This window comes from Streptomyces sp. NPDC031365, assembly GCF_055569765.1.
The window spans coordinates 56412-69105 of the sequence record NZ_JBVIIM010000019.1 but is presented as its reverse complement, the minus strand read 5'-3'; the positions used below and the strand labels follow the sequence as shown (position 1 = coordinate 69105).

The window sequence follows — 12694 nt, the reverse complement described above, 5'->3', positions numbered from 1 at the left end:
CCGGTCAGTTCTCCAGCGACTCGAGGAAGCCGAGTGCCACCCGCCAGGTGGCCTCGGCGGCCTCCCCGTCGTAGTCCGGCAGGTCGGGGTCGGTGTAGAGGTGGCCGGCGCCCGCGTATCTGTACACCTCGACGTCGGCGCCGGCCCGGCCCATCCGCAGATACCAGGCGGTGAGCCAGTCGTCGGTCTCGAACGGGTCGGGCTCGGCGACATGCAGCTGCACCGGCAGCTCGTCCACCACGGTGTTCTCCGCGATGTCCGACGTGCCGTGCAGAAGCAGCAGCCCGCGCGCCTTGTCGTCGCCGAGGGCCAGCGTCTGGGCGACGGCGGCGCCGAAGGAGAAGCCCGCGTACACCAGCCCGCGCTCCGAGTAGGGCGCCGCCGCCAGCACGGCCCGCCTCAGCAGTTCGTCCTTGCCGGTCTCCTCCCTGTACGCCACGCCCTCCTCGACCGAGTCGAACGTACGGCCCTCGAACAGGTCGGGCGTCCACACCTCGTGTCCGGCCGCGCGCAGCCGGCCGGCGGCCCCGGCCAGCCCGGGCCCCGAACCGTAGACCGAGTGAAAGAGCATGATGTTCATGCAGCCCATGGTGCCAGCCGGGTGTGACAACTCCCGATCGCGGCAGTTCCCACGTTCGTGCGTAAGTCACATGTTCATGTCCGCGCGGAGCCGGTTAGGTTCGGGGACATGGATGACGTGCTCCGCCCATTGATCGTGGTCGGCGGCTCGGTCGTGCTCACGCTGCTGCTCGGCTGGGCCACCGATCTGCTGCTGCGCAAGGCCGACGAACGCCACCGCGAGACGCCGCTGTGGGGCCTGCTGCGCCGTGCCCGCGTCCCGTACCAGCTGGTGCTCTGCGCGGCGCTGCTCAGAGGGTCCTACGACGCGGCGCGGCTGCTGCCGGACCACGAGGTCGCCATCGGCAGGATCCTGTCACTGGTGCTGATCGGGTCGGCCGCCTGGCTGGCGATCCGGATCGCCCTCGCGGTCGTGGAGACGTCGTACACCCGTTACGCCAGCTCCCATCGCGAGCGGGACCCCGCCCGGGTCCGCCGGGTGCGCACCCAGGTGACGCTGATCCAGCGGGTGGTGACGGCGGTCGTCGGAGTGGTGGCCGTGGCCGCGATGCTGCTGACCTTCCCGGCGATGCGCGCGGCCGGGGCCTCGCTGCTCGCCTCCGCCGGAATCCTCGGCATCGTCGCCGGTGTGGCCGCCCAGTCCACGCTGGGCAACATGTTCGCCGGGCTGCAGATCGCCTTCGGCGACATGGTCCGCATCGGTGACACGGTGATCGTGGACGGCGAGTGGGGCACGGTCGAGGAGATCACCCTGACCTTCCTGACCGTGCGCACCTGGGACGAGCGCCGGATCACCATGCCGGTGTCGTACTTCACCTCCAAGCCGTTCGAGAACTGGTCGCGCGGGACACCGCAGATGACGGGCACCGTCTTCTGGCATCTCGACCACACTGCCCCGCTGGACGCGATGCGCGACAAGCTCCGCGACATCCTCCGGGAGTGCTCGGCCTGGGACGGCCGCGCCTACAACCTGACCGTGACGGACAGCACCCCCAGCACCATGGAGGTGCGGGCCCTGGCGACGGCCAAGGACGCGGACGACATCTGGACGGTGCGGGTCACGGTCCGCGAGCAGATGCTCCGCTGGCTGACCGACGAACACCCCTACGCCCTGCCCCGGGTCAACACCGCCGACGCGGTGCCCGCGCCCGGCCGAAGCGGCCACCGCTTCCCCGACGGTGTACCGGCCGTACCGGCGGCCCGCCGGGTGCACCACCATCCGAGGGAGCGCTGAGCGGTCCTCAGTGTCCGCGTTCGGCGCCGCCGTTGACCTGGACGATCTGTGAGGTGATGTGACCGGCGCCCGGGGAGGCGAGCCAGTGCAGGGTCGCCGCGACGTCCCCGGGCGTCCCCGGCCGCCTGTTCGACGTCTCCTCGATCAGACGGGCCCGCCGCTCCTCGTCCAGCCCGTCGCCGAAGAACCCGGTGTCCTCGATGTAGCCGGGTGCGACCACGTTCACGGTGACGCCGTGCGGGCCCACCCGACGGGCCAGGTCGTGGGCATACGGGTGCAGCGACGCCTTGGCCGCCGCGTACGACACCCGTCCGGAGCCCCGGTAGGCGGCAATGGAGCTGAGGAACAGCACCCGTCCGCCGGGTTCGGCGAGCCGGTCCCTCAGCGCTTCCGTGAGGAGTACGGCGGTCAGTACATTGAGCCGGAAGGTGACGGTCCATTCGCGGGCGACCGCGTCGAGCGGGTCGTCACCGCCGACCGGGGGTTCGAGCAGCCCGTTGCCTCCGGCGGAGTGGATCAGGACGTCCACGGCGCCGAACTCCCGGCCCACGAAACCGGCCACGTCCCGTACGGCCTCCGGGTCGGCCAGGTCGGCCGCGTAGGTCAGGGCGCCCGGCACCGCCGCCCGTTCGAGGACGTCCGCGCGCCGCCCGAGCAGCAGCACCCGGTCCCCGTCCGCGGCGAACACCCGCGCGGTGGCCAGTCCGATCCCGGTACCGCCTCCGCTGATCACAACGTTGCGTGTCATGCCCAGACCCTACGAACAGAAAGCCGCCGACGGCGGTAACCCGGCGGCAGCACCGGCGCCGGCAGCCGCTCCCCGACCGGAACGCTGACCACCGCCGCGAGCAACAGGGCGAACAGCAGGGCCAACTGATCCACGGTCGGTGCTCCCGGGGGGTCTACGAGCGGTCAGCGGACGTCCGGCCTGCCATGCCGTCGCCCCCACCAGGAGATTCGTGGACCGGGGCTACAGCGCGCGCCGCATGGCCCGGTGCGGCATACCGGCGTCCGGGAACTCCGGTCCGTAGGCTTCGTACCCCAGCCGCTCGTAGAAGCCCAGGGCGTGGGTCTGCGCGTGCAGGTCGACCGCGGTGAGCCCCTGGTCGCGGGCCGCCTCCTCGATGGCCCGCACCAGCGCCGCGCCGACGCCGAGGCCCCGCGCCTCCCGCGTCACCGCGAGCCGGCCGAGGGAGCCGGCGGTCGGGTCGCCGCCGTTCTTCGCCGCGGCGGCCGCGCCGTGCAGCAGGCGTGCGGTGCCGAGGGGGGTGCCGTCCTCCGCGATCGCCAGCACATGCACGGCGCCGGCGTCGTGGGTGTCGTACTCGATGTCCTCGGGGACGCCCTGCTCGGCGACGAAGACGTCCTTGCGGACAGCGAAGCACGCCTCGCGGTCGGCGGGCCCCTCCGCGACACGGACGGCGTACGGGCGGCTCACGCGTAGGTCTCCTCGCGGACCTGGTCCAGTGCCTTCTGCAGGTCCTCCGGGTAGTCGCAGGAGAACTCCGCCCACTGCCCGTCGCCGGGGTGCTCGAAGCCCAGCCGCACGGCGTGCAGCCACTGGCGGGTCAGGCGGAGCCGCTTGGCGAGCGTCGGGTCGGCGCCGTAGGTGAGGTCTCCGACGCAGGGGTGCCGGTGGGCGGCCATGTGGACGCGGATCTGGTGGGTACGGCCGGTCTCCAGCTTGACGTCGAGGAGGGAGGCGGCGCGGAAGGCCTCGATCAGGTCGTAGTGCGTGACGGACGCCTTGCCGTCGGCGGTGACCGCCCACTTGTAGTCGTGCTGCGGGTGGCGGCCGATGGGGGCGTCGATGGTGCCGCTGGTGGGGTCGGGGTGGCCCTGGACGAGCGTGTGGTAGCGCTTGTCGACCGTGCGCTCCTTGAACTGGCGCTTCAGTGATGTGTACGCGTACTCCGACTTGGCGACGACCATCAGACCGGAGGTGCCGACGTCGAGGCGGTGCACGATGCCCTGGCGCTCGGCGGCGCCGGAGGTCGAGATGCGGTACCCGGCGGCGGCGAGGCCGCCGATCACCGTCGGGCCGGTCCAGCCCGGTGAGGGGTGCGCGGCGACGCCGACCGGCTTGACGATCACGACCACGTCGTCGTCGTCGTGCACGATCTCCATGCCCTCGACCGGCTCGGCGACGACCCGCACCGGCGCGGCGGCCTGGGGCATCTCCACCTCGAGCCAGGCGCCGCCGCTGACCCGCTCGGACTTGCCGACCACCGATCCGTCGACCGTGACCTTCCCCGCCGCGGCGAGCTCGGCGGCCTTGGTGCGGGAGAAGCCGAACATGCGGGAGATGACGGCGTCGACGCGCTCGCCCTCCAGGCCGTCGGGCACGGGCAGGTTTCGGATCTCGGGAATCGTGCTCACCCGTCGAGTATGCCGGACGGTCCCGGCACTCCCGTACGAAAGTCCGGACCCTCAGTCCTTGTGGACGGTGCCGTCCGGGTCGAGGCCCCGGAACGACAGCAGCACGATCAGGATGCCGCCGCACACGATCGCCGAGTCCGCCAGGTTGAACACGGCGAAGTGCTTGGGCGCGATGAAGTCGACGACCGCACCCTCGAAGACACCCGGTGAGCGGAAGATCCGGTCGGTGAGGTTGCCGAGGGCGCCGCCGAGCAGCAGGCCGAGCGCGATCGCCCAGGGCAGGCTGTAGAGCTTGCGGGCGAGACGGATGATCACCACGATCACGGCTGCCGCGATCACCGTGAAGATCACGGTGAAGGCCTCGCCGAAGCCGAAGGCGGCGCCCGCGTTCCGGATCGCCTCGAACCTCAGCCAGTCCCCGATGATCTCGACGGGCTCGTGGTGCTCGAGCCTGGCGACCACGATCATCTTGCTGATCAGATCGAGGGCGTAGGCGAAGACGGCGACGGCGAACAGCACGGCGATCCGCCGCTTGCCGCGGGGTCGCCCGGTCTCCGCCGCCGTCCCTTCGGTGCCGGCCCGCTCCTGCCCGTCCCGGTCCGCGTCCGGGGTGTCCGGCGTACCGATGATGCGCTCCGCCTCTGCCACGTGTGTCCCTCAGCCTAGGTGCCTGACTGAGGACGAGGGTACGGCACGACCCGCACGGCCGCCGATCAGTACCGGCGCTCCTGCTTCTGCTTGCACTCCACGCACAGGGTGGCCCGCGGGAAGGCCTGCATACGGGCCTTCCCGATGGGGTCGCCGCAGTTCTCGCACAGGCCGTACGTGCCGGCGTCGAGGCGCTGGAGGGCCCGTTCGAACTGGCTCAGCATCTCGCGCGCGTTCGCGGCGAGCGCGAGTTCGTGCTCGCGTGTGATGTTCTTGGTGCCGGTGTCGGCGTCGTCGTCGCCCGCGCCGTCGCCGGAGTCCCGCATCAGGCCGGCCAGCGACTGCTCGGAGGTCGTGATCTCCTCGCGCAGCCGCAGCACCTCGGACATCAGCTCGGTCCGCGCCTCCTCGACCTCTTCCGTCGTCCAGGGCTCCTCGCCCGCACGCACCGCGAGCTCGCCCGGCTCCACCACACCGATCCGGGCCTTGGGTACGGCGGTCTTCGCCGCCGTGGCCGCCGTGGCCGCAGGGCCAGGGGTCTTCTTCGCACCCACCGTCGTCACTCCCGTCTGCGCCGCGGCCTCGGCCGCGCCCGCGTCATCGGCCGTGCTGTGCCCGGCCACATCCTGAGTGGACCCACTGGTCCTGACAGCGCCCTCGCGCTCGCCCACCGCAGCGGCGGTCCCCTCCCCGACTGCCTTCTGCCCTGTTTCCCCGCCGCCCGTCTTCCGTGCGACGGCTTTCTTCGCGGACGCCTTCCCGGCCGCCTTCCCCGTCGGCACCTCCACCGCCTCCCCGTCCCGCGCGGACGCCTTGCCCGGCACCGCACCCGGGGCGGGTGCCGACCGGGCCGGTGGCTTCCTGCCCGTCTTCCCGCCAGTCTTCTCGGCCGGTGGCTTCCTCGCGGCGGCTTCCCCCCGCTCGGTCTCCTCATCGGACGCTGCCCGCACCGCCACGGACGCGGGCGCCTCCGCCACAGGCTTCCCCGCGGACGCCCTCCTCGATACCGCCTTCCCCACGGGTGCCTTCTTCGCCGCCTTCCGTGGCGGCGCCTCCTCATCGGACACCTCCGCCGCCTTCCGCGCGGACGCCTTGCCCGGCGCCGCACCCGGGAGGGGTGCCGACCGGCCAGGCCTCTTCCGGTCGGCCTTCTCGGCCGGTGTCCTCTCCGAGGGTGCCTCCTCCCGCCCGGTCTTCCCGGCGGACGCCGCCCGCGCCGTCACGGACCGATCCGCGGGCGTCCTCCTCACCGCCGTCTTCCCGGCGGGCCTCTTCCGGGCAGAGGCGCCCTTGGCGGGTGGCCCCGTCGAGGGACCCTCCCCGGCCGCATCCGATGAAGGGCTACGCCTGGACGGCGGATGGTCCGGCGCGGTGGTCTCCCTGACCGGCGGGTCCGGCCGTGCCGTGGGGCCGGGGGGCGCTGTGCCCCGGGTATTCTTGGCACCCGTCCGCTCGTGTCCGCCACCCGGCGCCGGTCCGGGCCCGCCGGACGGCGCCGACTGCTGTGCAGCGGTCCTCTTCGCCACCATGGCCGCGGCCCCTTCACATATTGTGATCTTGCGCGCGAATCGTGCTGGGACGATAAATCGACTCGAGTCCCGCGGCAACGGGGCGCACCGCTCGATTCCCCCGCCCCGCGGACGCCGCACGACGAGCCTGCATCCGTTGTGCCCAGCTCCCCGCCGGGTATGCCGCCCGGGCGGGTGCCCCGAGACCCGATCGCGCACACCTCGCCATTCGGGGCATACCAACCCATACCCCTCCGGGAAATCCGGTCGGCCCCTGTCCGCGCAGCGCCGTACACTGGGCGGAGCGAGAAGCGTGGATGGGGACGAGTAGCGGCGGACGCAGCCCAGAGCGACCCGGGGACGGTGTGAGCCCGGGGGCGAGCGCGACGTGAAGATCACCCCGGAGCCGCCGGAGGAAAGCCGCAGCAGCGGCGAGTAGAACCGGCATCGCGACCCCAATGAGGGGGCTCACCGGAGCGCGCGTCGCACCGGCGAGCCAAGGAGGGTGGTACCGCGGGAGCGCGCCGCAGACGGCGCAGGCATCGACACAGCTCTCGTCCCTCCGGACGGAAGGCAGCAAGTCCGCCGGAGGAAGCCCGCTGATGACATCGCCGACGTACCGCCAGGTACCCGCCCAGGTCGACCTGCCCGCCCTCGAGCACGCGGTGCTCGACTTCTGGCGCGAGCAGAAGATCTTCGCCAAGAGCCTGGAACAGTCCGAGGGCCGCCCCGAGTGGGTGTTCTACGAGGGCCCGCCCACCGCCAACGGGATGCCCGGCGCCCACCACATCGAGGCGCGCGTCTTCAAGGACGTCTTCCCCCGCTTCCGCACCATGCGCGGCTACCACGTGGCCCGCAAGGCCGGCTGGGACTGCCACGGCCTCCCGGTGGAGCTCGCCGTGGAGAAGGAGCTCGGCTTCTCCGGCAAGCAGGACATCGAGGCGTACGGCATCGCCGAGTTCAACGCGAAGTGCCGTGAGTCGGTGACCCGCCACACCGACGCGTTCGAAGAGCTCACGACCCGCATGGGCTACTGGGCCGACCTCCAGGACCCCTACCGCACGATGGACCCGGAGTACATCGAGTCCGTCTGGTGGTCGCTGAAGGAGATCTTCAGCAAGGGCCTGCTGGTCCAGGACCACCGCGTCGCCCCCTGGTGCCCCCGCTGCGGCACCGGCCTGTCCGACCACGAGCTGGCACAGGGCTACGAGACGGTCGTCGACCCGTCCGTCTACGTCCGCTTCCCGCTCACCTCCGGCCCGCTGGCCGGCGAGGCCGCGCTCCTGGTGTGGACGACCACACCCTGGACCCTGGTCTCCAACACGGCCGTCGCCGCCCACCCCGAGGTCACCTACGTCGTCGCCACCAACGGCGAGGAGAAGCTCGTCGTCGCCGAGCCACTGCTCACCAAGGCCCTCGGCGAGGGCTGGGAGACCACCGGCCGGTCCTTCACCGGCGCCGAGATGGAGCGCTGGGCCTACCGGCGCCCCTTCGAGCTGGTTGCGTTCCCCGCCGAGGCGCACTACGTGGTGAACGCCGAGTACGTCACCACCGAGGACGGCACGGGTCTGGTCCACCAGTCCCCCGCCTTCGGTGAGGACGACCTCACGGTCTGCCGCGCCTACGGCCTGCCCGTCGTCAACCCCGTGCGCCCCGACGGCACCTTCGAGGAGGACGTCCCCCTGGTCGGCGGCGTCTTCTTCAAGAAGGCCGACGAGAAGCTCACCGAGGACCTCCAGCAGCGCGGCCTGCTCTTCCGGCACATCCCGTACGAGCACAGCTACCCGCACTGCTGGCGCTGCCACACCGCGCTGCTCTACTACGCGCAGCCGTCGTGGTACATCCGCACCACGGCCGTCAAGGACCAGCTGCTGCGGGAGAACGAGAACACCAACTGGTTCCCGGACACGGTCAAGAACGGCCGCTACGGCGACTGGCTGAACAACAACATCGACTGGGCGCTGTCCCGCAACCGCTACTGGGGCACCCCGCTGCCCATCTGGCGCTGCGAGGACGATCACCTCACGGTCGTCAGCTCCCGCGCGGAGCTCACCGAGCTGACCGGCACCGACCAGTCCGCCCTCGACCCGCACCGCCCGTACATCGACGAGGTCATCTTCGCCTGCGGCCACGACGGCTGCGGAAAGACGGCCATGCGCGTGCCGGAGGTCATCGACGCCTGGTACGACTCGGGTTCGATGCCGTTCGCGCAGTGGGGCTACCCGTACAAGAACAAGGAACTGTTCGAGGCGCGCTACCCCGCGCAGTTCATCTGCGAGGCCATCGACCAGACCCGCGGCTGGTTCTACACGCTGATGGCGATCGGCACGCTGGTCTTCGACAAGTCGTCGTACGAGAACGTCGTCTGCCTCGGTCACATCCTCGCCGAGGACGGCCGCAAGATGTCCAAGCACCTGGGCAACATCCTGCAGCCGATCCCGCTGATGGACCAGCACGGCGCGGACGCGGTCCGCTGGTTCATGGCGGCCGGCGGTTCCCCGTGGGCGGCCCGCCGGGTGGGCCACGGCACCATCCAGGAGGTCGTCCGCAAGACGCTGCTGACGTACTGGAACACGGTCGCCTTCCAGGCCCTGTACGCCCGTACGTCGGACTGGGCACCGGGCGAGGCCGACCCCGCCCCCGCCGACCGCCCCGTGCTCGACCGCTGGCTGCTGTCCGAACTGCACACCCTCACCGACCAGGTCACGCGGGCACTGGACGCCTACGACACCCAGCGGGCCGGCAAGCTGCTGTCCGCGTTCGTCGACGACCTGTCCAACTGGTACGTCCGCCGCTCGCGCCGCCGCTTCTGGCAGGGTGACAAGGCCGCGCTGCGCACCCTGCACGAGGTCGTGGAGACGGTCACCCAGCTGATGGCCCCGCTGACCCCGTTCATCACCGAACGGGTCTGGCAGGACGTGATCGTTCCGGTCACTCCGGGGGCGCCGGAGTCGGTGCACCTGTCCTCCTGGCCCGAGGCGGACCTCTCCGCGATCGACCCGCAGCTCTCGCAGCAGATGGTGCTGGTGCGCCGGCTCGTGGAGCTGGGCCGGGCCACGCGCGCGGAGTCGGGTGTGAAGACCCGCCAGCCGCTGCGGCGCGCGCTGATCGCGGCAGGCGGCTTCGACCGCCTCGGCCCCGAACTGCACGCGCAGATCACCGAGGAGCTGAACGTCGAGTCCCTGGCCTCGCTGTCCGAGGTGGGCGGCTCTCTGGTGGACACCACGGCGAAGGCCAACTTCCGCGCGCTGGGCAAGCGGTTCGGCAAGCGCGTCCAGGACGTCGCCAAGGCCGTCGCGAACGCGGACGCCGCCGCGCTGTCCCTGGCGCTGCGCGAGGGCACGGCCTCGGTGGAGGTCGACGGGGAGACGATCACTCTCGCCCCGGATGAGGTGATCGTCACAGAAACCCCGCGCGAGGGCTGGTCGGTGGCCTCCGACGCCGGCGCCACGGTCGCCCTGGACCTGGAGATCACCGAGGAGCTGCGCCGCGCGGGCCTCGCCCGTGACGCGATCCGGCTGATCCAGGAGGCCCGCAAGAACAGCGGTCTCGATGTCGCCGACCGGATCGCCCTGCGCTGGACCGCCACGGAGCCCGCGACGGTCGCCGCGCTGGCGGAGCACGCGGAACTGATCGCCGAGGAGGTGCTGGCGACGGCCTTCTCGAATGAGCACAGCGCCCAAGACGAGGCGGACGACGGTTACGGCACCCCGTTCACCGACGAGGGACTGTCCCTGACGTTCCGCCTGCGCAAGGCGTAACGCCGGACGCGCCCCGTCCGGACAGACGGGAAGGCACGGCACATGCCGAAGGCCGGGGCCCTCCAAGATTCTTGGTGGGCCCCGGCCTTCGGCATTGCGTACGTCGGACACCGCACCCGAGCCCGAACAAACACCCCACACTCCGTGAACACGCGTAGCGAAAGGGCGGTGCCCCGGGTTTTTGAACCCGGGGCCCCGCCCTGAACGCTGCCGACTGCTACGCCGTACTCATGGCCACAGGGCCGTCAGTTGTCGTCCTCGTCGATCAGGAAGCCGCGCATCGGCGAGGGTGCCTGGCCCATCGGCGACGGGCCCTGCGGACGTACCGGCGCCATGGGCTGGGTCATCGCCGGCTGCATCTGCTGCTGACCGCCGCCGTAGGACGGACCGCCCTGACCGCCGGGGCCGCCGCCCATCGTCTGGCCGCCGCCGTAGGACGGCGCACCGGCACCGGCCGGAGCCATCGAAGGCGCCGGGGACGGCGGCAGCGACGGAGCGGCGCTCGCGGGCTGGCGCGGCGGGGCGAGCGAGTCGTCCGCCTGGGTCTCCAGCTGACGCAGCTGGGACTCGAGGTAGGACTTCAGCCGCGTGCGGTACTCGCGCTCGAAGCCGCGCAGGTCCTCGACCTTGCGCTCCAGCGTGGCACGGGCGGACTCCAGGGAGCCCATCGCGACGCGGTGCTTCTCCTGCGCGTCCCGCTCCAGGGCGTCGGCCTTGGCACGGGCGTCCCGCTCGAGGCCCTCGGCACGCGAACGCGCCTCGCCCACGATCTTGTTGGCCTCGGAACGGGCCTCCGCGATCGCCTGGTCGGCGGTCTGCTGGGCCAGCGACAGCACCCGCGCGGCGCTGTCGCCGCCGGGCCCGCCCTGACCGGGCATACCGGGGCCGCCCATGGGACCGCCCATCGGGCCGCCATGGCCCATCTGCCCCTGCATCGGGCCGCCCTGGCCCATCGGCCCGGGACCCTGATGACCCATCGGGCCGTGACCCTGCGGGCCGTGACCCTGCGGACCACCCTGTCCGCCGGGGCCGGCGGGCAGCTGAGGAGCACCGCTCGGCAGCTGGGGCGGACCACCCATGGGGCCGCCCATCTGCTGCTGCGGCGGGCCCGATATGCCGGCGGGCACCGGAGCGCCGGGACCTCGCATGCCCTGCTGCGGCATGCCCTGCGGAGGCATCCCCTGCTGGGGCATGCCCTGTGGCGGCCCCTGCTGTTGCTGCTGCTGGTCCTGTGGCTCGGGGGGTTTGCGCATGTTCTGCTGGTTCTGGGCAGCAGCGCGCGTGGCCGCGGCCAGCTTGGCGCGCAGGTCCTCGTTCTCGCGGAGCAGGCGCGTCAGTTCGGCTTCGACCTCGTCGAGGAAGGCATCGACCTCGTCCTCGTCATAGCCTTCTCGGAGGCGGACGGTCGTGAACTGCTTGTTCCGCACGTCCTCGGGGGTCAACGGCATCTCTTCACCTCAACGTAGTCATCGGCAGTCGGCAAGACCGTATCGTCCACAGTCACCCCACGAATCTGCCCACGAGCATGATCAGGACGTAGACGATGATCATCAGGACGAAGAAGGACAGGTCGAGCGCCACGCCCCCGAGACGCAGCGGCGGAATGAACCGCCGCAGAAGCTTCAGCGGTGGATCGGTGACAGTGTAGGTGGCCTCCAGGACGACCACCATCGCCTTGCCGGGTTGCCACGAGCGGGCGAACTGGAACACATAGTCCATGACCAACCGGAAGATGAGCACGATGAGGAACACCATCAGCGCGATGTAGATCACCTGCGCGAACACGCTCATGGCCTGCTTTTCCCTCTCCCCTGTGCACTGCTCGTCCGGTCCTGCGTCTCAGCTCTGATTGAAGAACCCGCCCTCTGCGATGCGGGCCTTGTCCTCCGCCGTGACATCGACGTTAGCAGGCGACAACAGGAACACCTTCTGCGTCACCCGCTCAATGCTGCCGTGAAGACCAAACACCAAACCGGCCGCAAAGTCGACAAGTCGCTTCGCATCTGTGTCATCCATCTCAGTGAGATTCATGATCACCGGAGTGCCCTCACGGAAGTGTTCCCCGATGGTACGGGCCTCGTTGTAGGTCCGGGGGTGGAGTGTGGTGATCCGGTAAGGCTCTCGTTCGGACACGACCTTGGGCATGATCACCGGTGCGTTCTTCTCCAGGCTGGCGCGTTCTTGTGTGATGGATGCCACGGGCGCGATCCGCGCCGGACGCGGCGATTCCGCGGGGAGCGAAGCGGAACGGGCGACCGGTTCACGCGGCGCGGGAGGATGGGCGACTCGTACCTCTTCGCCCCTTTGGGGCTGATGTGATCCGTGGGACTGGTGCGACGGCTCGTGCCGTCGGTGGTGGTCCCGCTCGGGCTCCGGGTCGAGCTCGGGTTCGAAGTCGTCGTCTGGGTCGAATCCGCGGCCGTCGTACCCATCGTCCTCCACGAGGCCGAGGTAGACCGCCATCTTGCGCATCGCGCCGGCCATGCTCCTAGTCCTCCGCTCTGTGGTGGATCCGCTGACGACCGCCAAGTGCCCGCGATCCACTAGGTCTTTACGTCCGCTGTTCGGCGGAACTGACCATATTT

The 12694-nt window shown here is 71.0% G+C and carries 12 protein-coding genes; 2 read left to right on the top strand and 10 right to left on the bottom strand.

The window, feature by feature from the left end; all coding sequences use genetic code 11:
* Positions 1–4 precede the first annotated feature (4 nt).
* Positions 5–580 (bottom strand): dienelactone hydrolase family protein, encoded by a 576-nt coding sequence (locus ACZ5C2_RS25470; protein WP_468795225.1) that lies wholly within the window; start codon positions 578–580, stop codon positions 5–7.
* 108 nt (positions 581–688) lie between these two features.
* Between ACZ5C2_RS25470 and ACZ5C2_RS25465 the strand changes: the two genes are divergently transcribed.
* Complete coding sequence (locus tag ACZ5C2_RS25465) at positions 689–1813, top strand: mechanosensitive ion channel family protein (RefSeq protein WP_468795222.1); 1125 nt, start codon at positions 689–691, stop codon at positions 1811–1813.
* Between the two features lie 7 nt (positions 1814–1820).
* Here the strand turns inward: ACZ5C2_RS25465 and ACZ5C2_RS25460 are convergent, their stop codons facing one another.
* The 6 genes from ACZ5C2_RS25460 to ACZ5C2_RS25435 all read right to left on the bottom strand — a co-directional run bounded on the left by ACZ5C2_RS25460 (position 1821) and on the right by ACZ5C2_RS25435 (position 5796).
* Positions 1821–2561 (bottom strand): SDR family NAD(P)-dependent oxidoreductase, encoded by a 741-nt coding sequence (locus tag ACZ5C2_RS25460; RefSeq protein ID WP_468795220.1) that lies wholly within the window; start codon positions 2559–2561, stop codon positions 1821–1823.
* The gene (locus ACZ5C2_RS25455) at positions 2558–2695 is read right to left on the bottom strand and encodes a hypothetical protein (protein WP_468795501.1); all 138 of its coding nucleotides are present in this window, start codon (positions 2693–2695) and stop codon (positions 2558–2560) included. Before ACZ5C2_RS25455 ends, ACZ5C2_RS25460 begins: the two co-directional genes overlap by 4 nt.
* Positions 2696–2783: 88 nt before the next feature.
* Positions 2784–3251, bottom strand: a complete 468-nt coding sequence (locus ACZ5C2_RS25450; RefSeq protein ID WP_468795217.1) for a GNAT family N-acetyltransferase — start codon at positions 3249–3251, stop codon at positions 2784–2786.
* Entirely contained in the window at positions 3248–4192 is a 945-nt protein-coding gene (locus tag ACZ5C2_RS25445) for an RluA family pseudouridine synthase (protein ID WP_468795214.1), read from the bottom strand. Before ACZ5C2_RS25445 ends, ACZ5C2_RS25450 begins: the two co-directional genes overlap by 4 nt.
* 51 nt (positions 4193–4243) lie before the next feature.
* Positions 4244–4840 (bottom strand): signal peptidase II, encoded by a 597-nt coding sequence (gene lspA / locus ACZ5C2_RS25440; RefSeq protein WP_468795211.1) that lies wholly within the window; start codon positions 4838–4840, stop codon positions 4244–4246.
* 65 nt (positions 4841–4905) lie between these two features.
* Complete coding sequence (locus ACZ5C2_RS25435) at positions 4906–5796, bottom strand: TraR/DksA family transcriptional regulator (RefSeq protein WP_468795477.1); 891 nt, start codon at positions 5794–5796, stop codon at positions 4906–4908.
* A gap of 1154 nt (positions 5797–6950) precedes the next feature.
* On the opposite strand from ACZ5C2_RS25435, the gene ileS reads away from it, so the two are divergent.
* Positions 6951–10109 carry an isoleucine--tRNA ligase gene (gene ileS, locus ACZ5C2_RS25430; protein ID WP_468795208.1) on the top strand — a complete coding sequence of 1053 codons (3159 nt, stop codon included), beginning with the start codon at positions 6951–6953 and terminating at the stop codon, positions 10107–10109.
* Positions 10110–10354: 245 nt separating this feature from the next.
* Here ileS and ACZ5C2_RS25425 read toward each other — a convergent pair whose 3' ends face one another.
* From ACZ5C2_RS25425 to ACZ5C2_RS25415, 3 genes are read right to left on the bottom strand one after another with little or no spacing between them, the layout of a single operon-like run.
* Positions 10355–11557, bottom strand: coding sequence for a DivIVA domain-containing protein (locus ACZ5C2_RS25425; protein ID WP_468795205.1), 1203 nt, complete (start codon positions 11555–11557; stop codon positions 10355–10357).
* Between the two features lie 52 nt (positions 11558–11609).
* Positions 11610–11900, bottom strand: coding sequence for a YggT family protein (locus ACZ5C2_RS25420; protein WP_468795202.1), 291 nt, complete (start codon positions 11898–11900; stop codon positions 11610–11612).
* Between the two features lie 48 nt (positions 11901–11948).
* Positions 11949–12593 carry a cell division protein SepF gene (locus ACZ5C2_RS25415; protein WP_468795199.1) on the bottom strand — a complete coding sequence of 215 codons (645 nt, stop codon included), beginning with the start codon at positions 12591–12593 and terminating at the stop codon, positions 11949–11951.
* Positions 12594–12694: the final 101 nt, after the last annotated feature.

What these genes read in the sequence shown, in the direction of transcription:
- ACZ5C2_RS25470 (WP_468795225.1), bottom strand. Translation starts at nt 580, where the DNA reads ATGAACATCATGCTCTTTCACTCGGTCTACGGTTCGGGGCCCGGGCTG.
- ACZ5C2_RS25465 (WP_468795222.1), top strand. Translation starts at nt 689, where the DNA reads ATGGATGACGTGCTCCGCCCATTGATCGTGGTCGGCGGCTCGGTCGTG.
- ACZ5C2_RS25415 (WP_468795199.1), bottom strand. Translation starts at nt 12,593, where the DNA reads ATGGCCGGCGCGATGCGCAAGATGGCGGTCTACCTCGGCCTCGTGGAG.
- ACZ5C2_RS25425 (WP_468795205.1), bottom strand. Translation starts at nt 11,557, where the DNA reads ATGCCGTTGACCCCCGAGGACGTGCGGAACAAGCAGTTCACGACCGTC.
- ACZ5C2_RS25420 (WP_468795202.1), bottom strand. Translation starts at nt 11,900, where the DNA reads ATGAGCGTGTTCGCGCAGGTGATCTACATCGCGCTGATGGTGTTCCTC.
- ACZ5C2_RS25460 (WP_468795220.1), bottom strand. Translation starts at nt 2,561, where the DNA reads ATGACACGCAACGTTGTGATCAGCGGAGGCGGTACCGGGATCGGACTG.
- ileS (WP_468795208.1), top strand. Translation starts at nt 6,951, where the DNA reads ATGACATCGCCGACGTACCGCCAGGTACCCGCCCAGGTCGACCTGCCC.